This is a genomic window from Streptomyces sp. NPDC001068 (genome assembly GCF_042897315.1).
Classification (GTDB): domain Bacteria; phylum Actinomycetota; class Actinomycetes; order Streptomycetales; family Streptomycetaceae; genus Streptomyces.
Window position 1 is genome coordinate 918,545 of sequence record NZ_JBIAYD010000001.1, and the last position, 20,015, is coordinate 938,559.

20 protein-coding genes are annotated in these 20,015 nt (G+C 73.4%); 14 read left to right on the forward strand and 6 right to left on the reverse strand.

All coding sequences use genetic code 11. The features are described 5' to 3' along the window. The first annotated feature begins 133 nt into the window (after positions 1 to 133). Together ACFY3I_RS04015 and ACFY3I_RS04020 are read left to right on the forward strand one after the other, a co-directional pair. Complete coding sequence (locus ACFY3I_RS04015; RefSeq protein WP_365292728.1) at positions 134 to 829, forward strand: response regulator transcription factor; 696 nt, start codon at positions 134 to 136, stop codon at positions 827 to 829. Next, positions 826 to 2,262, forward strand: a complete 1,437-nt coding sequence (locus ACFY3I_RS04020; protein WP_390859209.1) for a sensor histidine kinase — start codon at positions 826 to 828, stop codon at positions 2,260 to 2,262. The genes ACFY3I_RS04015 and ACFY3I_RS04020 overlap by 4 nt, the downstream gene beginning before the upstream one ends. 6 nt (positions 2,263 to 2,268) lie before the next feature. Here the strand turns inward: ACFY3I_RS04020 and ACFY3I_RS04025 are convergent, their stop codons facing one another. From ACFY3I_RS04025 to ACFY3I_RS04045, 5 genes are all read right to left on the reverse strand, one after another. Then, the gene (locus ACFY3I_RS04025) at positions 2,269 to 3,570 is read right to left on the reverse strand and encodes a SpoIIE family protein phosphatase (protein WP_365292732.1); all 1,302 of its coding nucleotides are present in this window, start codon (positions 3,568 to 3,570) and stop codon (positions 2,269 to 2,271) included. A 228-nt stretch (positions 3,571 to 3,798) separates the two neighbouring features. Next, entirely contained in the window at positions 3,799 to 4,206 is a 408-nt protein-coding gene (msrB, locus tag ACFY3I_RS04030) for a peptide-methionine (R)-S-oxide reductase MsrB (protein ID WP_365292734.1), read from the reverse strand. Positions 4,207 to 4,219: 13 nt separating this feature from the next. Continuing rightward, entirely contained in the window at positions 4,220 to 5,608 is a 1,389-nt protein-coding gene (gene murC / locus ACFY3I_RS04035) for a UDP-N-acetylmuramate--L-alanine ligase (protein WP_390859210.1), read from the reverse strand. Between the two features lie 194 nt (positions 5,609 to 5,802). Further along, positions 5,803 to 6,276 (reverse strand): indole-3-glycerol phosphate synthase, encoded by a 474-nt coding sequence (locus ACFY3I_RS04040; RefSeq protein ID WP_365292738.1) that lies wholly within the window; start codon positions 6,274 to 6,276, stop codon positions 5,803 to 5,805. Between the two features lie 155 nt (positions 6,277 to 6,431). Further along, positions 6,432 to 7,262 (reverse strand): pyrimidine reductase family protein, encoded by an 831-nt coding sequence (locus ACFY3I_RS04045; RefSeq protein WP_390859211.1) that lies wholly within the window; start codon positions 7,260 to 7,262, stop codon positions 6,432 to 6,434. Positions 7,263 to 7,299: 37 nt separating this feature from the next. Here ACFY3I_RS04045 and zapE point away from each other — a divergent pair, with 37 nt between their 5' ends. The 12 genes from zapE (at position 7,300) to ACFY3I_RS04105 (ending at position 19,273) form a co-directional block, all read left to right on the forward strand. Next, positions 7,300 to 8,406 (forward strand): cell division protein ZapE, encoded by a 1,107-nt coding sequence (gene zapE, locus ACFY3I_RS04050; RefSeq protein ID WP_390859212.1) that lies wholly within the window; start codon positions 7,300 to 7,302, stop codon positions 8,404 to 8,406. Between the two features lie 191 nt (positions 8,407 to 8,597). Further along, positions 8,598 to 8,921, forward strand: a complete 324-nt coding sequence (locus ACFY3I_RS04055; RefSeq protein WP_390859213.1) for a hypothetical protein — start codon at positions 8,598 to 8,600, stop codon at positions 8,919 to 8,921. A 102-nt stretch (positions 8,922 to 9,023) separates the two neighbouring features. Continuing rightward, positions 9,024 to 9,602, forward strand: coding sequence for a carbonic anhydrase (locus tag ACFY3I_RS04060; protein ID WP_390859214.1), 579 nt, complete (start codon positions 9,024 to 9,026; stop codon positions 9,600 to 9,602). Positions 9,603 to 9,610: 8 nt separating this feature from the next. After that, positions 9,611 to 11,095 (forward strand): SulP family inorganic anion transporter, encoded by a 1,485-nt coding sequence (locus ACFY3I_RS04065; RefSeq protein ID WP_390859215.1) that lies wholly within the window; start codon positions 9,611 to 9,613, stop codon positions 11,093 to 11,095. A 146-nt stretch (positions 11,096 to 11,241) separates the two neighbouring features. Then, positions 11,242 to 12,138: a slipin family protein gene (locus ACFY3I_RS04070; protein WP_390859216.1), complete on the forward strand. Its 897-nt coding sequence runs from the start codon at positions 11,242 to 11,244 to the stop codon at positions 12,136 to 12,138. Positions 12,139 to 12,160: 22 nt separating this feature from the next. Beyond that, positions 12,161 to 13,009 carry a polysaccharide deacetylase family protein gene (locus tag ACFY3I_RS04075; protein WP_390859217.1) on the forward strand — a complete coding sequence of 283 codons (849 nt, stop codon included), beginning with the start codon at positions 12,161 to 12,163 and terminating at the stop codon, positions 13,007 to 13,009. Between the two features lie 18 nt (positions 13,010 to 13,027). Continuing rightward, positions 13,028 to 13,210 (forward strand): hypothetical protein, encoded by a 183-nt coding sequence (locus tag ACFY3I_RS04080; protein ID WP_390859218.1) that lies wholly within the window; start codon positions 13,028 to 13,030, stop codon positions 13,208 to 13,210. 65 nt (positions 13,211 to 13,275) lie between these two features. Then, positions 13,276 to 13,992, forward strand: a complete 717-nt coding sequence (locus ACFY3I_RS04085) for an aminoacyl-tRNA hydrolase (protein WP_390859219.1) — start codon at positions 13,276 to 13,278, stop codon at positions 13,990 to 13,992. A 245-nt stretch (positions 13,993 to 14,237) separates the two neighbouring features. Further along, a complete protein-coding gene (locus ACFY3I_RS04090; protein ID WP_390859220.1) occupies positions 14,238 to 15,515 on the forward strand; it encodes a DUF692 domain-containing protein in 1,278 nt (425 codons plus the stop codon). A gap of 298 nt (positions 15,516 to 15,813) precedes the next feature. Beyond that, on the forward strand, positions 15,814 to 16,605 hold the full coding sequence (locus ACFY3I_RS04095; RefSeq protein WP_390859221.1) for a DUF4142 domain-containing protein: 792 nt from the start codon (positions 15,814 to 15,816) through the stop codon (positions 16,603 to 16,605). 96 nt (positions 16,606 to 16,701) lie between these two features. Further along, a complete protein-coding gene (locus tag ACFY3I_RS04100) occupies positions 16,702 to 17,481 on the forward strand; it encodes a TIGR04222 domain-containing membrane protein (RefSeq protein WP_390859222.1) in 780 nt (259 codons plus the stop codon). A 151-nt stretch (positions 17,482 to 17,632) separates the two neighbouring features. After that, positions 17,633 to 19,273 (forward strand): alpha/beta hydrolase, encoded by a 1,641-nt coding sequence (locus tag ACFY3I_RS04105; protein WP_390859223.1) that lies wholly within the window; start codon positions 17,633 to 17,635, stop codon positions 19,271 to 19,273. A gap of 7 nt (positions 19,274 to 19,280) precedes the next feature. Here the strand turns inward: ACFY3I_RS04105 and hemQ are convergent, their stop codons facing one another. Beyond that, a complete protein-coding gene (gene hemQ, locus ACFY3I_RS04110; RefSeq protein WP_365292761.1) occupies positions 19,281 to 20,012 on the reverse strand; it encodes a hydrogen peroxide-dependent heme synthase in 732 nt (243 codons plus the stop codon). Positions 20,013 to 20,015: the final 3 nt, after the last annotated feature.

Sequence of the window (20,015 nt, forward strand, 5' to 3'; positions counted from 1 at the left end):
CGGGAAGCCGGCCGTCCGCAGCAGCCGTCGGCCGCTGTCGTTCTCCTGTCGGACGCCTTTCGACCGGCTGTCGATGTGTTCCCGGTGCGAACGCGGGTCCGGCGTCCGCCGCCGCGTGCCGCAGTATGGGCGGGTGGAAAAAGTACGACTCCTCGTCGTGGACGACGACCCGCCCATCGCCGACCTGGTCGCGACGGTCGCGCGGTACGAGGGCTGGGAGGCGGTCACCGCGTACTCCGGTGAGGAGGCGCTGGCCCGGGCCGCCGGGTTCCGCCCGGACATCGTCGTGCTCGACCTGATGCTGCCGGACGTCGACGGCTTCGGCGTCCTGGACCGGCTGCGGCGTTCCGGGACGATGGTGCCGGTGGTGTTCCTGACCGCGCGCGACGGGGTCGCCGACCGGGTGGCGGGGCTGACCCGGGGCGGCGACGACTACCTCGTCAAGCCGTTCGCCGTGGAGGAACTGATGGCCCGGCTGCGGACGGTGCTGCGGCGCAGCGCGGGCCCCGGCTTCCAGCGCTCGGTGCTGCGGGTCGCCGACCTGACGATGGACGAGGACACCCGTGAGGTGCGCCGGGGCGACCGGCTGTTCCCGCTGACCCCGACCGAGTTCGAGGTGCTGCGCTATCTGATGCGCAAGTCGCCGGCCGTGCTCACCAAGGCGCAGATCCTGGACCACGTCTGGGAGTACGGCTTCGGCGGCCGCTCGAACGTGGTGGAGCTGGTGGTCAGCCGGCTGCGCCGCAAGCTGGACGAGGCCGACGGGGAGCCGCTGATCCACACCGTGCGCGGCTTCGGATACGTCATACGGCAGCAGGCGGCGGAGTGAGAGGGCGGCTGCGGCGCTCCTACCGGAGCATGCGCCTGGGCACCCGGCTGGCGCTGGGGCTCGGTGCGCTCGCCCTGGTGGTGTTCGCCGTGGTCGGCACCGCCCTGACGACGTACATGCGGGACTACCTGTCGGCGCAGCTGGACGACCAGCTGGGGCTCGCCCAGGTCGCGCAGTCCAAGAGCATCGCGCAGCACGGCACGCTCCAGGGCAAGAAGTACTACCATTGGTACTACGCCGTGTACGACGTCACGCACGGCGCCCCGGTGCTGCGCAAGCCGGAGGAGAGCGGTGACCTGCCCCCGGACATCGCCCCGCTCACCTCGGTGGCCAGGGCGCAGCTGGCCGCCGGTACCGAGGTGCTGCGCACCGCGGACCTGACCGGGAAGGGCGAGTACCGGCTCCGCGGCTGCGAGGTGGAGCCGGGGGTGGTGCTGGTCAGCGGCGCGCCCACGGACAGCATCGACGACACGGTACGACGGCTGGTCACGGTCCAGGTGGTGGCGTTCGGACTGGCGCTGCTGGCGCTGGTGGTGTTCGGCCGCCGGCTGCTGCGGCACGGTCTCGAACCGCTGAGCGACATGGCGCACACCGCCCACGGCATCGCCTCGCACAACCTGACCGAGTCGGCGGCCAGGCTGCCGCTGCGCGCGGCCAGGCGGGGCGGCGGGCCCGAGGTCGAGGAGCTGCGCACCGCGTTCAACACGATGCTCGAACACATCGACCGTTCCCTCGCCGTCCGCGCGGAGGCCGAGCAGCGGCTGCGCCGGTTCGTGGCGGACGCCTCGCACGAGCTGCGCACCCCGCTGATGTCGGTGCGCGGCTATGCCGACCTCTTCCAGTACGCGGCCGCCAACGAGCCCGCCGAACGCGACCGGCACCTGGCCCGGCTCCGCGCCGAGGCGGCCCGGATGGGCGTGCTCCTCGACGACCTGCTGCTCCTGGCCCGTCTCGACGCGGCCGAGGTGGAGACACCGCTGCGGCTGGAGGACACCGACCTGGCGGAGCTGGTGCGGGAGGCGGCGGACGCGTTCCGGGCGGCGCACGCCGGCCATCCGCTGACGGTGACCGTCGGTGCGGACCCGGTCCCCCTGCGCCTGGACCCGGTCCGTGTCCGGCAGGTGCTGGACAACCTCCTCACCAACGCCGCCGTCCACACGCCCACCGGCACGCCGGTTGCGGTGACGGTCACCACGGCCGCCGGCTCGGCGACGGTGCGCGTCGCAGACGGCGGCCCCGGCATCCCGGCCGCCGACCGGACCCGGGTCTTCGACCGCTTCTACCGCGTCGACAAGGCCCGCAGCCGCGACCGCGGCGGCAGCGGTCTCGGCCTGTCGGTGGCCCGGGCCCTGGTGGAGGCGCACGGCGGCACCATCGGGCTGGCCGAAGGCCCCGACGGCGCGACCGCGTTCACGCTGACGCTGCCCGGGTAGCCGGCCTCAGACGCCCTGCGCCCGCTCCTCCTCGGACTCGTAGGTGAAGCCGCCCTCCCGGGGGTGCGGGCGGGCTGCGAGCACCGCGACGTCGTCCTCGGCGTTGCGGGCGTCGAGGCGGGTGAGGATGGACTCGAGGAGGGCCTCCACGCCGGCGGCGGGGGTGAAGTGCAGGTCCGCGAGGCGGTTCAGGGAGCGGTCGATGTCCTCGTCACGGTGTTCCACCAGGCCGTCCGTGAAGAGGACGAGGGTGTGGGCCGGGTCGAGCTGGTGGGTGGCCGACTCGTAGCCGCCGAACCCCGTGCCGAGCGGCGGACCCACCGGGACCGGCAGCAGCAGGGTCCGTCCGTCCCCGGTGATCAGGGCGGGCGGGAGATGGCCGGCGCTGGACAGGGTGACCTGGTGGCGGGCCGGGTCGACGCGCACCAGCAGACATGTGGCGGGTCTTCGGTCGGCCTCGGCGTCGGCGATGGCGTCCATCTGGCGCAGCACCCGGTGCGGGGGCAGCTCGGACGAGGCGATGTAGCGCAGCGAGGACCGGTAGGCGTTCATGTCGACGGCGGCCTCAAGGCCGTGGCCCATCACGTCGCCGACCACCAGCAGGGAGCGGCCGAAGTGCAGCCGTACCGTCTCGCACCAGTCACCGCCGACCAGCACCCGGCCGCCCGCCGGGAGGTAGCGGATCGCCACGTCCAGGTTGGGATGCGGCCGGCCGGGCTCGGACAGCAGGGCGCGCTGCAGGTCGGCGGCGGTCCGGTTGACGTGCTCGTACTCGCGGGCGTGCCGGATGTGGGAGGCGGCTCGTTCGGCGAGGACGGCGAGCAGCTCGGTCTCCGCCCGGACGAAGGCCATCCCCTCGCGGGCGCAGACCAGGACGCCGTACTGGTCGGAGCCGCTGTTCAGGGGCACGCACACGGCCGGACGGGTACGGCTGCCGGGCGGGCGGGACAGCCAGGGGTCCGCCCAGTGGTCGGCCGCCGGCGAGCCCGCGTCCCGGGCCACGGCGGCCGCCCAGCGGGCGTCGGGCAGCGCGTCGGCGTCGCCGGTGATCGACTCGTAGCCGGACACGGTCTCACCCACCCGCCGCATCACGGCGGCACCGCCACCGGTCAGCCGTACCGCCGCCCGGGTCAGTTCCGTGCAGGTCACGGACTCGTCGAGGGTGGTACCGATGCCGGCCGCGGCCGTCCGCAGCGCCCTGAAGGGCGCGCCGGGGTCGGCGCCCGCGGCGGCCCCGTCCGCCGCTCCCGGGCCGTCGGCGGACGCGGGTCCCCTGTGGGACTGGAACCATCGCGCGACACCCGACACCCTCACAGAATCTCAAACAGCTCCGCGCCAGGCACCAGCCGACAGGGCCGCGGGCGCCCCGGATCCGGTTCGCCCGGACGGCGGGCCCCGGTGCCGTGCGGGCCGACGGCCGTGTGTACCGGCCCCGGAGTCGTCGGCGCGCGGCCGGGGCACTCCGGGTGAGCGCCCCGCCCGCCGGGTCGTCCGCGTACGCCCGAACGGCGGGCGCGGCCGACCCGGACCGCGGTGTCAGCCCTCGTCGGGGGTGAGCCGCAGCGAGATCGAGTTGATGCAGTACCGCTGGTCGGTCGGGGTGCCGTAGCCCTCGCCCTCGAAGACGTGCCCGAGGTGCGAGCCGCACCGCGCGCACCGCACCTCGGTGCGCACCATGCCGTGGGTGCGGTCCTCGACCAGTTCGACCGCGTCGGTGTCCTTCGGGTCGTAGAAGGACGGCCATCCGCAGTGGGACTCGAACTTGGTGGTGGAGGTGAACAGCTCCGCACCGCAGGCGCGACAGGAGTAGACGCCCTTGGTCTTGGTGTCGGTGTACTCCCCGACGAAGGCCGGCTCGGTCGCCGCCTGACGCAGCACGGCGTACTCGGCCGGGCTCAGCTCCGACCGCCACTGCTCGTCCGGCTTGTCGACGTCGTACGACATGACTCTCAGCCCCTCACTTCGCCAGGCGTTCCAGGATCTTCGGGCCCAGGTCGGTCACATCGCCCGCGCCCATGGTGAGAACCAGATCACCGGGCTTCGTCATTCCCGCGAGCACGGACGGGACCTCGTCCTTGTCGTGGACGGCGGTGACGTCGGCGCCCGCGGCCCGCGCCGCCTCGATGATCAGCTCGCTGGTGACGCCGGGGACGGGGTCCTCGCGGGCCGGGTAGATGTCCAGGACCACCGACGCGTCCGCGAGGGCCAGCGCGTCGCCCATCTCCTTGCCCAGCTCCTGGGTGCGGGAGAACAGGTGGGGCTGGAAGACGACCAGGATCCGCGCGTCGCCGGCGGCGGCGCGCATGGCCTCCAGGTCGGCGGTCATCTCGGTGGGGTGGTGGGCGTAGGAGTCGATCACCTGGACGCCGGCCGCCTCGCCCTTGAGCTGGAGGCGGCGCCGGACGCCGGTGTAGGCGGCGAGCGCGGGTGCCAGCTCGGCGGCCGGGATCCCGAGGGCCGCGCCCGCGGCGAGCGCGGCGACGGCGTTGTGCGCGTAGTGCCGGCCGGGCACGGAGACCGTGAAGGTCAGCTCGGTTCCGTCGATCGCCACGGTGACCTCGCTGCGCAGGCCCTGCGGTACGACGGACAGCACCCGGACGTCGGCGTCGGCGGCGTCGCCGTAGGTCACCGTCCGGACCTTTGCGGCCAGCCGCCGGGTCAGCTCGCGCGCGCCCGCCTGATCGGCGTTGACCACCAGGGTGCCGCCGGGCACGATGCGGCCGGCGAAGATCTCGAAGGACTCGTAGATCTCGTCCATCGAGGCGTAGTTGGCGTGGTGGTCGAGCTCGACGTTGAGGACGATGGCGACCTCGGGCGCGTACTTGTGGAAGCTGCGGTCCGATTCGTCCGCCTCGGCGACGAAGATGTCGCCCGCGCCGTGCAGGGCGTTGGAGCCGGGTGCGTCCAGGTCGCCGCCGATGGCGTACGACGGCTCGCGGCCCAGCTCGGTCAGGGAGACGGCCAGCATCGAGGTGGTCGTGGTCTTGCCGTGGGTGCCCGCGACGGCGATCGGCCGCAGCCCGTCCATCAGGGCGGCCAGCGCGTCCGCGCGGTGCACCACGGGGATGTCCAGCTCGGCCGCGCGAGCCAGCTCGGGGTTGTCGCGGCGGATCGCCGACGACACGACGACGCAGCTGGCGTCGTCGGCCAGGTGCCCGGCCGCGTGCCCGATGTGCACGGTGACGCCCAGCGCCCGCAGCGCCTCGGCGGTGGCCGACTCCTTGGCGTCGCTCCCGGCCACCGCGGCTCCGCGCCGGGCGAGGATCTGGGCGATCCCCGACATGCCGGCGCCGCCGATCCCGATGAAGTGCGGTCGCTCCATGGCGGAAGGAAGGCCGGGTGCCATGTGTTTCTCCCAGGGACGGTGACGTTCGAAAGCGGCCCTAGCCTATGCGCTGGAGCACCGGGTGCCACGCGAGGGGCGCGGGCACGGGCGCCCCACGGGGGGGCCGCCGGGGGTACCCCGGCCGAAGGGCGGCGGAACCGCGCGATCGGCCACCGCGCACCGGCGCCCGCCGAGGCACCGCCCCCTCGGGGAGCCTAGGCCTTGCTGTGCGAGAACAGCTTGAGCACCGGCACGCCCACCTTGTGCCGGGCCCGGGACGCCCAGTCCCGGTGGAAGAACTCCTCGACGTAGTGCGGGTCGGTCAGCACGATCACCTCGTCGGCGCCGACCTCGTCCACCACCGTTCTGAGCGCGTCCAGCGGGTGGTCCTCGACCATCCGTCCCTGCGCCGTGCTGCCCGCCGCCCGCAGGGCCGCCAGGGACACGTCCAGCGCCTGTTCGGCCGGTGCCTTCGCCGCGTCCCCCTCCGGCGTCTCCCGCTCGCGCGCGGCTTCGTCCAGTTCACCGAGGGCGATGTCGTCGATGGCCCGCAGCAGGCGGTCCGCCTGGTCGCCGCGCGGCTGGAGCAGCACGTGGAAGGAGACCTGCTCGTCCCCGTGCAAGGTGGTGACGAACTCCACGTCGGCGGACGTCAGGGCCTTCTCGATCATCAGAACGCTTGTGAACACCTGGCGCCTCTTCTCCTGGGAGGGCCGCTCGGGCCCTCCGTCCTCCCTTGGGCTAGCAGCCCTGCGGAAACCATCCTGCCCCGTGATCGCACGGGTACTGCCGGAAATCGAGTGTGTCCGCCGGAAGCTAAGCGGAACGGTGGATTCCGTGGAATTCACGACCGCCGGTAGCGGCCGAACAGGAACCCGGCCTCCTCCAGCAAGGACACTAGTTCGAAACGCGTGGGAACGGTGACACCGGGGCCGCCGGAGATGCGCTGCGCCCCTCCCGCCGTGAGCGTGGGGGACATCGTCAGGCACAGCTCGTCGAGGACACCGGCGGCGACGAACTGCCCGAGCAGCCGGGGGCCGCCCTCGGTGAGCAGCCTGGTGTGGCCGAGGCCGGCCAGGGCGCCCACCGCGCGGGCCGGGTCGACGCCGGCGCCGTCGCCGGCGACCACCACGCGGGCGCCCGCCCGCTCGGCGGCGGCGACCCGGCCGGGAGCGGCCCCCGCACCGGTGAGGACGAGCGTCGGGACCAGGGGCGAGGAGAACAGCGGGAGCGAGAAGTCGAGGTCCAGGCTCGCGGTGACGACGGCGACCGCGGGGGCCGCGCCCTGCCCCGCCGCGGAACGTGCCGCGGCGAACTCGGCACGGGCGCGGGCCGGGCGGTACCCCTCCTGCCGTACCGTTTCCGCACCCACGACCACGACGTCCGCGAGCGCCCGCAGGACGCCGAAGACGCGCATGTCGGCGGCGCTGGAGATGGGCTGGGACCGTCCGTCGTGCTGGGCGGCGCCGTCGAGCGTCGAGACCATGTTGGCCCGCAGCCAGACCTCCCGGCCGGCGGGATAGCCGTAGGCGAGCGCCAGCTCGGCGAGGCTCCACTCCCGGTCGCCGCGCCCCTCCCCGCCGGCGCCCGCCGGGCCGCCGGGCGCCTCCCCCTCCGTCGAACCGCCGCAGACGGGGGCCGGTGTCTCTTCGGTCACAGGGAACAGGCGTCGCATGTCGTGCAGTCTGGCACGGCAACTACCATGGATGACCGTGTCGTCTTCTCCCGCCGCTTCCGAGGTCAGCCCCATAGCCGACGCGGCCCCGCAGTCCCTGTGCGCCCGCTCCCCGCGCGTCCCCGCGGACCGGCTGGTCGCCGAGATGGTGCCGCCACCCCGCTTCGACTCGGTCCGCTTCGCGACCTACATACCGGACCCGGACCAGCCGAGCCAGACCGAGGCCGTGCGCGTCCTCGAAGGCTTCGCGGCCGGGCTCGGCGGGGCGCACGCGGCGGGCGGCGGCAGGCGCGGCCTCTTCGGCTTCGGGAAGGCGAAGGCGCCGAAGACCCCGGCCGGGCCCCGCGGGGTCTACCTCGACGGCGGATACGGCGTCGGCAAGACCCACCTGCTCGCCTCGCTCTGGCACGCCACCCCGGCCGAACCCGGGCTGAAGGCCTTCGGCACCTTCGTCGAGCTGACCAACCTGGTCGGAGCGCTCGGCTTCCAGCAGACCGTGCAGACCCTCTCCGGCCACCGCCTGCTCTGCATCGACGAGTTCGAACTGGACGACCCCGGTGACACGGTCCTGGTGTCGACGCTGCTGGGCCGCCTGGTCGACGCGGGGGTGGCGCTCGCCGCCACCTCCAACACGCTGCCGGGCAAGCTCGGTGAGGGCCGGTTCGCGGCGGCCGACTTCCTGCGCGAGATCCAGGGCCTGTCGGCGCACTTCCGGGCCCTGCGCATCGACGGCGAGGACTACCGGCACCGCGGGCTGCCCGAGGCTCCGGCGCCGTTCTCCGAGGAACAGGTGACCAAGGCGGCGTACGCCACCCCGGGCGCCTCGCTCGACGGCTTCCCGCAGCTCCTGGACCACCTGGCCAAGGTGCACCCGAGCCGGTACGGCGCGCTGACCGACGGCGTCACGGCGGTCTGCCTCACCGACGTGGGGCCGGTGCCGGACCAGTCGACCGCGCTGCGACTGGTGGTCCTCGCGGACCGGCTCTACGACCGCGAGGTGCCGGTCCTGGCCTCCGGGATGCCGTTCGACAGGCTGTTCAGCGAGGAGATGCTGAACGGCGGCTACCGGAAGAAGTACTTCCGTGCGATCTCCCGGCTCACCGCCCTGGCCCGGGACGCCAAGGGGCTGGTCGCCGCCGGATAGGCCGGTATTCGATCAAGGTGGCCGGGTCAAGGGCCCGATCACGCCACCCCACCGGCTTTTTTCACGCTCTCTTCGGTTCGCGGCACCCAGTTGACCCTGCAAAGTCGTTTGCAGGGTTAACGTGTTTCTTGACCAACCATTGACCCGTGCTTGGTGTGCACAAGAGGCGCGAACTGCCGCGAGGGGGGCCCATGTTCCGTGGTACGACGGCCCGGACCGTGTTCTCGCTCCCGGCCGCCACCCCGCTCGCCGTCCAGATCTTCGCGCCCGCGGCAACCTTCGCAACCGCGCATACGCTCAGTCATGTCAAGGCCAAGGCCCCGTCCGGTCCGCGGGCCTCGGTGACGCTCGTCCGTGACGACCCGCCCGCCCTCCGCGACCGCGGCCCCCACGCCTACCGTCCGGGCACCGCCCGGCACACCGGGGCGATACCGACCCCGGCGGCCCGCCGCGACCGCTCACCCGGAACGTCCAGAACCCGGTCGTCGGCCGCGCTCCAGGTCCTCTGCCGCTGAGCGACGGGTACTGCCCGCTCCCCACCCCCCGTCTCCTCACCCCCCACAACCGTCGTAAGACCCGACGCGCCGGTCCGGCGCGCCAGGAGGAGTCCACAGATCATGCAGCCCCTCATCGACAACGCCCGTACGTTCGGACAGCACCCTGAGGAGTTCGCCGGACTCGCCGCCGGCCAGTCCCCGCAGGTCCTGTTCATCACCTGCTCCGACTCCAGGGTCGTCCCGGCCCTGATCACCGGCGCCCGCCCGGGCGAGCTCTTCGAGCTGCGCACCGCGGGCAACATCGTCCCCCCGTACGCCTGCGACCACCCCACCGGCGAGGCGGCCACCATCGAGTACGCCGTGGAGGTGCTCGGCGTCCGCGACGTCGTCGTCTGCGGGCACTCGCACTGCGGCGCCGTCGGCGCGCTGGTGCGCGGCGACGACCTGACCGCCGTACCCGCCGTCCGGGACTGGCTGGCCCGCGCCGAGCCGCGCCCGACCGGAGCCGCCGAGGACCCGGCCGTCGCCGAGGGCGTGCAGAACCACGTGCTCGCCCAGTTGCTGCGGCTGCGCTCCTACCCGTGCGTCGAAAGGAAGCTGACGCGGGGCGAACTGACCCTGCGCGGCTGGTACTACGAGGTCCACACCGGTGCCGTGCGCGAACACCGCGCCGAGACCGACGCGTTCGAGACCCTGTGAGCGTCGCGATGACCAGACTCCCCCATCTGAAACAGGACTTCACCGCCTCTCTCGTCGTCTTCCTGGTCGCGCTCCCGCTGTGCGTGGGCGTGGCCGTGGCCTCCGGTGTCCCGGCCGAACTCGGCCTGGTCACCGGCATCGTGGGCGGTCTCGTCACCGGGGCGCTGCGGGGCAGCAGCCTCCAGGTGTCGGGGCCGGCCGCCGGTCTGACCGTGCTCGTCTTCGAGGCCGTACGGGAGTTCGGGCTCCCGGTGCTCGGGGTGATCGTGCTCGTCACCGGCGTGCTCCAGATCGCCATGGGCGTGCTGCGGCTGGGCCGCTGGTTCCGGGCCATCTCCGTCTCGGTGGTCGAGGGCATGCTCGCCGGGATCGGCCTGGTCCTGATCGCCGGTCAGCTGTACCCGGCGCTCGCGGCCGAGGCCCCCGACTCGGGGCCCGGCAAGATAGCCGGCCTGCCGGGGGCGTTCGCGGACGCCCTGGGGGACGGGCAGGCGCTGGCCTCGTTCGCCCTGGGCGCGGGCACCGTCACGGTCCTGGTGCTGTGGAGGCGGCTCCCGGCGCGGGTGCGCGCGGTTCCGGGCCCGCTGGCCGCCGTCGGCCTCGCGACCCTCACCGCGTTCCTGCTGGATCTCCCGGTGGCCACCGTCGAGGTGCACGGGCTGCTGGACTCCGTCCGGCCGCCGTCACCGGGCGCCTTCCGCGAACTGGCGGACCTCGGCGTGCTCGGCACGGTCGTCGCGTTCACGCTGATCGCCTCCGCCGAGTCGCTGTTCAGCGCGGCGGCCGTGGACCGGCTGCACCGCGGTCCGCGCACCGAGTACAACCGGGAGCTGATCGCGCAGGGCGCGGGCAACGCGCTCTGCGGGGTGCTCGGCGCGCTGCCGATGACCGCGGTGATCGTGCGCAGCGCGGCCAACGTGCAGGCGGGCGCCAGGACCAGGGCGTCCCGGGTGCTGCACGGCGTCTGGCTGCTGCTGTTCGCCGCGTTGCTGCCGGGAGCCCTCGGACACCTGCCGATCCCGGCGCTCGCCGGAGTCCTGGTGTACTCCGGCGCCAAGCTGATACCCGTGCGGGCGCTGGCCGCGCTCTGGCGTGAGCACCGGGGCGAGGCGCTCATCCTGGTCGTCACCGCGGTGTCGATCGTGGCGGTCAGCATGTTCGAGGGCGTGCTCGTCGGGATGGCGCTGTCCGTGGTCAAGACCGCGTGGGAGGCCTCGCACCTCAGGCTGGAGGTGGTCGACAAAGGAGCCGGCCCGGTCGACGCCGTGCTCTCGGGCAACGCGACCTTCCTGCGCCTTCCCAGGATCCTCGAGAGCCTGGAGGCGCTGCCCCAGGACCGGCCGATCCGGCTGGACCTGTCCGGGCTCCACCATCTCGACCACGCCTGCCGGACCGCGCTGGAGGGCTGGGCCGAGCGGCACAGCGCCGCGGGCACCGAACCGGTGAGGGTCACGGCCCCGGCGGCCGGGACCACCGGGATCACGGCCGCCTGAACCGGCGGCCGTCACCGGGCCGGGACGCCGACGCCCCTCGGCATCCCGGCCCGGACCTGCTGACGGGCGACCGTGGCCCCGGACGGCCCGCCGGGCATATTGTTGCGGTATCAGATATTTCGGACCTCTCTGGCTGGAGGTCGCCGATGCTTCAGGATCTGCTGGTCGCGGTGGTGGCCGCGCTCTGCGTGGGCGCGCTGTACCTGGCCGCGGGGGCCCGGGTCGTCAAGCAGTACGAACAGGGCGTGCTCTTCCGGCTCGGCCGGGTCACCGGCGCGGTACGACAGCCCGGACTGAACCTGGTGATCCCGTTCGCGGACCGGCTGCACAAGATCAACATGCAGATCGTCACGCTGCCGATCCCCGCCCAGGAGGGGATCACACGCGACAACGTCACCGTGCGGGTCGACGCGGTCGTCTACTTCCGGGTGGTCGACGCGGTGAGCGCGCTGGTCAAGGTCGAGGACTACAAGTTCGCCGTCTCGCAGATGGCCCAGACCTCGCTGCGGTCGATCATCGGCAAGAGCGACCTGGACGACCTGCTCTCCAACCGGGAGCAGCTCAACCAGGGCCTGGAGCTGATGATCGACAGCCCGGCCGTGGGCTGGGGCGTGCAGGTGGACCGGGTGGAGATCAAGGACGTGTCGCTCCCGGACACCATGAAGCGCTCGATGGCGCGCCAGGCCGAGGCCGACCGGGAGCGCAGGGCCCGGATCATCAATGCCGACGCCGAGTACCAGGCCTCCAAGAAGCTGGCCGAGGCGGCCCAGCAGATGGAGAGCACCCCGGCGGCCCTGCAACTGCGGCTGCTCCAGACGATCGTGGCGGTGGCGGCCGAGAAGAACTCCACCCTGGTACTGCCCTTCCCGGTGGAACTGCTGCGCTTCCTGGAGCGGGCCCAGCAGCCGGCGCCGAACGGCGCCGCCGGGTTCGGCCCCGCCGGTGAGGAGCGTGCCGCGAGGGGCGACGGCCGCCCGGGTGACCGGGGCGGCCCCGACGCCGCGCCATCCCGAAAAAACGGACAATCCGAACTACGTTCATAGGGTGATCCGATCGCTACGCCGTGTGCGCCGCCTTACCGCTCCGACCGTCGCCGGTGTCGCCCTGGGCGCCGCACTCGCCGCCTGCGGCACCGCCCACGCCCCCGACGCCCCACCCACCGGCCGGCCTGCCCCCGCCAGGCCCGCTCCAGCCGCCAAGCCGCCCACGCTCCCCGCGGGGCCGGGCGGCCGGGCGGCCGTCTTCGCCAACGGTCCGCGCACCCTGGGCAAGACCGTCGCGCTGACCTTCGACGCCGACATGACCGCCGACCAGGGGCCCCGCGCGGCCGCCGGTGAGCACTTCGACAACCCGGCGCTGATCGCGACCCTGCGCCGGCTGAAGGTGCCGGCCACCGTCTTCATGACCGGCCGCTGGGCCGACGAGTACCCGGACCAGGCCCGCTCCCTCGGCCACGACCCGCAGTTCGAGGTCGCCAACCACTCCTACAGCCACTACGCCTTCACCGGCGACTGCTACGGCCTGCCGACCGTCGCCGCCGCGAACATGAAGTCGGACGTGGAGCGCGCCTATGCCGCGCTGCTGCGGGCGGGCGTGCCGCACCCGATGCCGTACTTCCGCTTCCCCGGCGGCTGCTACGACCAGCAGGCGCTGCGCGCGGTCGGCTCGCTCGGGGTCACCGCGGTGCAGTGGGACGTGGTGAGCGGCGACGCGTTCGCGACCGACGCGGACGCCGTGACCAAGCAGGTGCTGGACGGGGTGAAGCCCGGTTCGGTGGTCGTCATGCACTGCACCCGCAGCGCCGCCCCGACCACCGAGGAAGTGGTCCGCCACGTCGTGCCCGAGCTGCGCAACCGGGGTTTCCGGTTCGTGAAGGTGTCCCAGCTGATCGGGGAGACGCCCGGTCACCGCTGACCGGCCTACGCTGGAGGTATGAGCGAAGAGGGCTACTGCAGCGTCACCGGGGCGGCGGAGCCGCCCACCGCGGACGGGCCGCCGTACGCGGAGTGCGTGCTGTGCCGGGAGCCGACCGAGTACCCGGAGTCGTACAAGGGCATCACGATGTGCGCCCGGTGCGAGTGGCAGGAGGCACAGCGCAGCGCCTGCTCGGGGTGAGCGACGACGGTCGGCCGGACGCCTCCGACCCCGGCGCGGTTTCCGGGGCCCTTTAGGGTGATGGGGTGAGCGTTGATCCGAAGTCGCCCGGCGACAGCCCCTTCCGCGCCGAACCCACCGCGCGTGACGAGGCACCCCAGTTCGTGCTGCCGCTGGTCGTACGCATCGAGAGGGACGCTCCGCCGGCCCGCACCGACGCGCTCGAGACCGCCGCCCGGGCCGTGCTGACCATGCTCGGTGACGCGCGGGCCCTCGGTGACGGGGAGTGGGCGCAGGCCGTACGGGACTGGGAGGACGCGCGGATCCGCAAGGTCGTGCGGCGGGCCCGGGGATCCGAGTGGCGACGGGCCACGGAGCTGCCCGGGATCACGCTCACCGGGAAGTCCGCCGAGGTACGGGTGTTCCCGCCGGTTCCCCTGGACGGCTGGCCCAAGGAGCTGGCGAAGCTGCAGGTGTCCGGGACCGAGCTGGACGATCCCGAGCCCCCCGCCGACGCCGACCGGACGCAGCCCGTGCTGTGGCTGAACCCGGAGTTGGAGATGTCCGCGGGCAAGACGATGGCACAGGCCGGACACGGGGCCCAGCTCGCCTGGTGGGCGCTTCCCGAGGAGGCGCGGACGACGTGGCGCGAGGCCGGGTTCCCGCTCGCCGTGCGGGTCGCCGATCCCGCCGAGTGGCGTGAACTGACCACCGGCGGGCTGCCTTTGGTGCGGGACGCCGGGTTCACCGAGATCGCGCCGGGCAGCTGCACGGTCGTCGCGGACCATCCGGCGCTGCGCTGACCCGGGATTCCTGACGTACGGGTCGCGTCCAGGCCCTCGCCCGGCGCGCCGGGCTCGATGACCAGCGCGCGCCCGGACCCGGTGGACTCACTCGGCGCCCTCGGCGCCCTCGGCGGATCGCCGGCCCGGCTCCCCCGAGCGCGGACCGAACCTCAAATGTTGCTCTGAAGCGGCGGGCACCGCGGTTCGCGGACGCGCTCCGGGGCCATACCCCCGTCAATCGGCGGAGGGGGAGGACCATGGTCATGGAGCGACTGGGCACGGGCATCGGCTGGCGGCCGGAGATCGCGGACGCCGTGGAGCGGATGCCGGGCGTCGACTGGGTCGAGGTCGTGGCCGAGAACACCTGCCCGGACCACCTCCCCGAGTCGCTGCGGCGGCTGCGCGAGCGCGGGGTGACGGTCGTACCGCACGGCGTGTCCCTGGGGCTCGGCGGCGCGGACCGCCCGGACGAGCACCGGCTCGCGGCGCTGGCCGAGCGGGCCGGGGCGCTGGGCTCCCCCCTCGTCACCGAGCACATCGCGTTCGTCCGCGCGGGCGGCCCGCTGACGGCGTCACCGCTCCTGGAGGCCGGACACCTCCTTCCCGTCCCCCGCACCCGGGACGCCCTCGACGTCCTGTGCGAGAACGTCCGCATCGCGCAGGACTCGCTGCCGGTGCCGCTCGCCGTGGAGAACATCGCCGCGCTGATCCGCTGGCCCGACGAGGAGATGACCGAGGGACAGTTCCTGTACGACCTCGTGGACCGCACCGGGGTACGGCTGCTGATCGACGTGGCGAACCTGCACACCAACCGCGTCAACCGGGGCGAGGACCCGGCCAAGGCGCTCGCGGAGCTTCCCGTCGAGGCCATCGCCTACGTCCATGTCGCGGGCGGGCTCGAACGGGACGGCGTCTGGCACGACAGCCACGCCCACCCGGTGCCGGCGGAGGTCCTGGAGGTGCTGAGCGACCTGGCCTCCCGGGTCGCGCCACCGGGAGTGCTGCTGGAGCGGGACGAGAACTTTCCCGAGCCGGCCGAACTGGAGCGGGAACTGGCGGCGATCCGGCGGGCGGTAGCGGCGGGCGCCGCGGACACCGGCCGGCCGTTCGTCCCTCCGGCGCGGTCCGCCGCGCCCGAGGTGCCCGGCACCACCCGGCAGCGCGTCGGGCTCGGCCAGGCCGCGGTGCTGTCCTCGCTGGTCGCGGGGACACCGGTGCCCGAGGGGTTCGACCGGGTGCGGATGGGGGTGCAGGCGCGGGCACTGGCGTCCAAGCGGGCGGACGTGGTCGCGAAGGTGGCTCCGGAGCTGCCGGAGATCCTCGGGGGCGCCTACCGGCCGGCGTTCCTGGCGTACGCCCAGGAACGGCCGATGACCGGGGGGTACCGGCGGGACGCGCTGGACTTCGCGGAGCGGCTGCTGAGCGAGGGACGGGCAGGCGGCGGAACCCCGCACCGCCGTCTGGAGAAGTGGTGGCTGGACCGAGCGGGCGCGACGCCCCGGAAGTCGGCCGTACGCAGGGCGTTGGCGCGGCGGCGCTGAGGGCCGTCCCGTGCTCCCCGGTCGGTCGGCGCACGGCGTCGGATGCGGTGCGTCGGAAGGCGGAGGGGCGCCCTCGTACCGGGCGTATCCGGGTGAACCAGGCAACACCGCGAGGTGCCGTGGCTGTCGTCGCGCGCGCCGCCGGGGATCTCGGGACAGCCCTTGGGGAAGCGGGACAAACGGCCGCGGAGCGCCCGCCGTACTCTCCCGGGCCTCGGCCCGGTCCCCCGTCACCTGCGGTCGGTAATATGCCAAACCCGCACAGCGCAAGCCTGAGCCGTGCGGTGCAGGAGGCATCATGCGCGCGCGTCCCCGACCCCCCGTCCAGGGCCGAGGCATATTCACCGGTACCGGACTGATCATCGCCTGTCTGGCGGCGACCCTCGCCGCCCTGGTCTTCCCGGTCTGGTCCTACGCCGACCGCTCGGACCCGACCGGTACGGTGAGCCTGCTCAGCGACCGGACCGTACCCACCCGCTACGGCCCGCTGTCCGCCCTGGACCGGGACTTCGTGGTCAAGGTGCGGCTCGCCGGGCTGTGGGAGCTGCCGGCCGGGGAGATGGCGCAGGAGAAGGGCACCACCCAGGCCGTCCGGGCCGCCGGACAACACCTCGTCGACGGACACACCACCCTGGACGCGCACGTGCGCAGCGTGGCCGGCATACTCGGCCTGCCGATCCCCAACCAGCCCAACGACCAGCAGCAACAGTGGCTCGCCACGCTGGCCGAGGCACAGGGGCACGACTTCGACCGGCAGTTCGCGAACATCCTGCGGCTGGCCCACGGCCGGGTCTTCTCCGTCGTCGCCCAGGTGCGGGCCGGCACCCAGAACATCCTGGTCCGCAGCCTCGCCGACGACGCCAACACCACCGTCCTGGACCACATCAAGATGCTGGAGGCCACGGGGTACGTCGACTTCGCCGCGCTGGCCCAGCAGTTGGCGGCCACCCCCGCGCCCGCCTCCTCACCTCCGGTCTTCGCGCCGAGCGACGCGATCCCGGTCGTACCGTCCCCGGCGCCCGCCCCGACGGCCTCGGTCTATCCGCTGCCGCCCGCCGCCTCCAGTCCCCCGCCGTCCGGCGGTTCCTGACCAGCCCACCAAACGGAACGTCACATACCTGCAACACTCGGTCCGGAATGTGAACAGGGCATGGTGTCCGCCCGGCCCCTGGCATAGAAACACGTCATGTTCTGGGTCCTTCTCCTGCTCCTCGCCTGGGCCGTCACCGGCACCGCCTGCACTCGGCTGTGTCTGGCCGCCGTACGCGCGGCGGCCTCCGACGCGGACGCGGGCCGAGGACACGATCTGACGCTGTACGAGGCCGCGTTCCTGTCCGGAGGGCCCGCGCGGGTCGCCGACCTGACGATGGTCTCCATGGCCCGCCAGCGGCGGCTGCTGCTCGCCCACACCGGCTGGGCGACCGTCGTCGACCCCCGCGCGCGCGACGAGATGGAGCGCTCGGTGATAGGCGCCATCGGACCCGGGGGACAGTCCCGGATAGCGCCGGTGCGGTCGGCGGCGGCCGACACGGACGCCGTGCGCAGCCTCGGTGAGGGACTGGTGCGGGCGGGGCTCGCGGTACCGGACGCGGCGGCGCGTACGACGGTCGCGTCGGGTGTGCGTCAGGTCCGGGCCGCCGCACTGGCCGTGTCGGGCCTGGCGGTGGCCGCCCTGTCGCTGCCCGCCCCGACCGGGATGCCCCGCGACCTGGTCGCCGTGTGGTTCGCGCTGCCCCTCACGCTGGCGCTGAGCTGCCTGGCCATCGCCCGTGTGGAGGCGCACCCGTACGCGCGCTGGGCCTCCCCGGCCGGGCAGCGGCTGCTGGGCGTGGTGCACCGGCGCTCGAACCGGGCGGCCGACGACCACTCGCTCCTCGCCTCCGTCGCCGTGCGCGGTGTCCGCGCGATCGGTGAACCGGAGCTGCGTGCGGCCTTCGCACACCGGGACCAGCTCCCGCGGGAGTGAACGGGGGCGTACAGGGGCATTGGCGCCGACACCGGCCGACGGTGCTTGCCTTCTCCGCCAACCGGTCGAAATATCCCTTTTATTGCTGCCGTGCAGTCGCTGCCGTGCCGTTGCTGCCGCGCCACGCAGCGACCGCACGAAGGGATACGCCATGAGAGCCCCCGTCCTGTACTCGGCAGCCGGGTCCCTGCTCCTGACCACGCTGGCCGCCGCCCCGGCCGGGAGCGCCCCCCGCGTCCCGGACGCGCCGACGGCCGAACTGCGCGGTACCGCCGTGGCCGCCGCGCGGGCGCGCGCGGAGGGCATCGACTTCGGCAAGTGCGCCGCCGCGCTGGAGTACCCGAGTTCCTTCCAGTGCGGCACCCTGAGCGTCCCGCTGGACTACGCGCACCCGGACGGCAAGCGGATCCGGCTGACCGTCAGCCGGGTGCGGGCCACCCACAAGGACCCGCACAACAGCAAGCGCAAGGTGCCCCGGCAGGGCGCCCTGGTCTACAACCCGGGCGGCCCCGGCGCCTCCGGCATGGACTTCCCGCTGGTCGGCGTGCTCCCCGAGTGGAAGCGTCTCGGCGCCGCCTACGACCTGGTCGGCTACGCCCCGCGCGGGGTGGACCGTTCGGCGCCGCTGTCCTGCGTGGACCCCAAGCGCTTCTTCAAGGCGCCCTCCCCGTCGCCGACACACCCCTCGGAGGCGTACAAGAAGGCCCGGGTCGCCGAGGCGAAGGCGTACGCGAAGGGCTGCCTCAAGCGGTCCGGCGACAAGCTCAGGCACTACACCTCCCTCAACAACGCCCGGGACCTGGACGTGCTGCGCGCCGCGCTCGGCGAGAACCGGCTGACCTTCATGGGCGCCTCCTACGGCACCTACTTCGGCGCGCTGTACGCCACCCTGTTCCCCTCGCACGTACGGCGGATGGTGCTGGACTCGGCGGTCGACCCGGACCCGGCGCAGATCTGGTACCGCGCCAACCTGGACCAGTCGGCCGCGTTCGAGAGCCGCTGGGCGGACTACCGGGAGTGGATCGCCCGGCACGACGACGCGTACGGGCTCGGGAACACGCCCGCCAAGGTGCAGGCGAGTTACGACCGGGCGAGCAGGCGGCTGGCCAAGAAGGCGGCCGGCGGCAAGGTCGGGCCGGCGCAGTTGCAGGGCGCGTTCCTGACCGCCGGCTACTACGACGACTACTGGCCGAGCCGCGCGGAGGCGCTGTCGAAGTTCCTGAAGGGGGACGCGAAGCCGCTGGTCCGGCTGGCGGCGCCGACCCCGGCGACGGCCGCGGCGGCGGAGAACGGCAACGCGGTCTACACGGCCGTCGAGTGCAACGACGCGGCCTGGCCGACGGACTTCGCGACCTGGGACCGGGACAACACCCGGCTGGCGCGGGTGGCGCCGTTCGAGACCTGGGACAACGCCTTCATGAACCTGCCGTGCGCCTACTGGCCGGTGTCCCGGCAGAAACCCCTGGACGTGCGGACGGGTCCCGGTGAGCTGCCGCCGACGCTGATCCTCCAGGCGGAGCGGGACGCGGCCACGCCGTACGCGGGCGCCCTGGAGATGAACCGCCGGCTGGCGGACTCGGTGCTGGTGACCGAGCGGGACGCGGGCACCCACGGCATCGGCGGCGGGCCCAACAAGTGCGTCAACGGCTACCTGGAGGCGTACCTGCTGGAGGGCCGGCTCCCGGAGCGGCGGGCGTCCTGCGCGGCGCACCCGGAGCCGAAGCCGGCCGGCCGCGTCCCGCAGCACAAGAAGCTGCGGGACTCCATGAAGGGCAAGGCCGCCCAGCGCTGACCCGTCGTCAGGCGAGGCCCGCGACCAGCTCCGCGACGTCCTTGCGGCGGCCCGTGTAGAACGGGACCTCCTCACGGACGTGCATGCGGGCCTCGGAGGCGCGCAGGTGACGCATGAGGTCGACGATGCGGTACAGCTCGTCGGCCTCGAAGGCCAGGATCCACTCGTAGTCGCCGAGCGAGAACGAGGCGACCGTGTTGGCGCGCACGTCCGGGTAGCCGCGGGCCATCTTGCCGTGGTCGGCGAGCATCCGGCGGCGGTCCTCGTCGGGCAGCAGGTACCAGTCGTACGAGCGCACGAACGGGTACACGCTGACGTAGTTGCGCGGCGTCTCGTCGGCGAGGAACGCCGGGATGTGCGAGCGGTTGAACTCGGCGGGGCGGTGCAGCGCCATGTTCGACCAGACCGGCGTGAGGGCGCGGCCCAGCTTCGTGCGGCGGAAGAGGTTGTACGCCTCCTGGAGCTGGTCGCTGTCCTCGGCGTGCCACCAGATCATCAGGTCGGCGTCGGCGCGCAGACCGGAGACGTCGTAGGTGCCGCGCACGGTCACGTCCTTGGCCGCGAGCTGGTCGAACAGCTCCTGGACCTCGTCGGCGTAGCCGGCGCGGTCCTCCGGCAGCACGTCCGTCAGCCTGAAGACCGACCACAGGGTGTAGCGGATGACCTCGTTGAGGTCCTTGGCCAGCTTGCCCTTGTTCGGGATCCGCTCGGAGGCGGTGGTGGGGGCGTCGTCACTCATGGT

What these genes read in the sequence shown, in the direction of transcription:
- ACFY3I_RS04055 (WP_390859213.1), top strand. Translation starts at nt 8,598, where the DNA reads ATGTTCCGTGGTACGACGGCCCGGACCGTGTTCTCGCTCCCGGCCGCC.
- ACFY3I_RS04105 (WP_390859223.1), top strand. Translation starts at nt 17,633, where the DNA reads ATGAGAGCCCCCGTCCTGTACTCGGCAGCCGGGTCCCTGCTCCTGACC.
- hemQ (WP_365292761.1), bottom strand. Translation starts at nt 20,012, where the DNA reads ATGAGTGACGACGCCCCCACCACCGCCTCCGAGCGGATCCCGAACAAG.
- ACFY3I_RS04080 (WP_390859218.1), top strand. Translation starts at nt 13,028, where the DNA reads ATGAGCGAAGAGGGCTACTGCAGCGTCACCGGGGCGGCGGAGCCGCCC.
- murC (WP_390859210.1), bottom strand. Translation starts at nt 5,608, where the DNA reads ATGGCACCCGGCCTTCCTTCCGCCATGGAGCGACCGCACTTCATCGGG.
- ACFY3I_RS04090 (WP_390859220.1), top strand. Translation starts at nt 14,238, where the DNA reads ATGGAGCGACTGGGCACGGGCATCGGCTGGCGGCCGGAGATCGCGGAC.
- msrB (WP_365292734.1), bottom strand. Translation starts at nt 4,206, where the DNA reads ATGTCGTACGACGTCGACAAGCCGGACGAGCAGTGGCGGTCGGAGCTG.
- ACFY3I_RS04065 (WP_390859215.1), top strand. Translation starts at nt 9,611, where the DNA reads ATGACCAGACTCCCCCATCTGAAACAGGACTTCACCGCCTCTCTCGTC.
- ACFY3I_RS04100 (WP_390859222.1), top strand. Translation starts at nt 16,702, where the DNA reads ATGTTCTGGGTCCTTCTCCTGCTCCTCGCCTGGGCCGTCACCGGCACC.
- ACFY3I_RS04070 (WP_390859216.1), top strand. Translation starts at nt 11,242, where the DNA reads ATGCTTCAGGATCTGCTGGTCGCGGTGGTGGCCGCGCTCTGCGTGGGC.
- ACFY3I_RS04060 (WP_390859214.1), top strand. Translation starts at nt 9,024, where the DNA reads ATGCAGCCCCTCATCGACAACGCCCGTACGTTCGGACAGCACCCTGAG.
- ACFY3I_RS04095 (WP_390859221.1), top strand. Translation starts at nt 15,814, where the DNA reads ATGCGCGCGCGTCCCCGACCCCCCGTCCAGGGCCGAGGCATATTCACC.
- ACFY3I_RS04045 (WP_390859211.1), bottom strand. Translation starts at nt 7,262, where the DNA reads ATGCGACGCCTGTTCCCTGTGACCGAAGAGACACCGGCCCCCGTCTGC.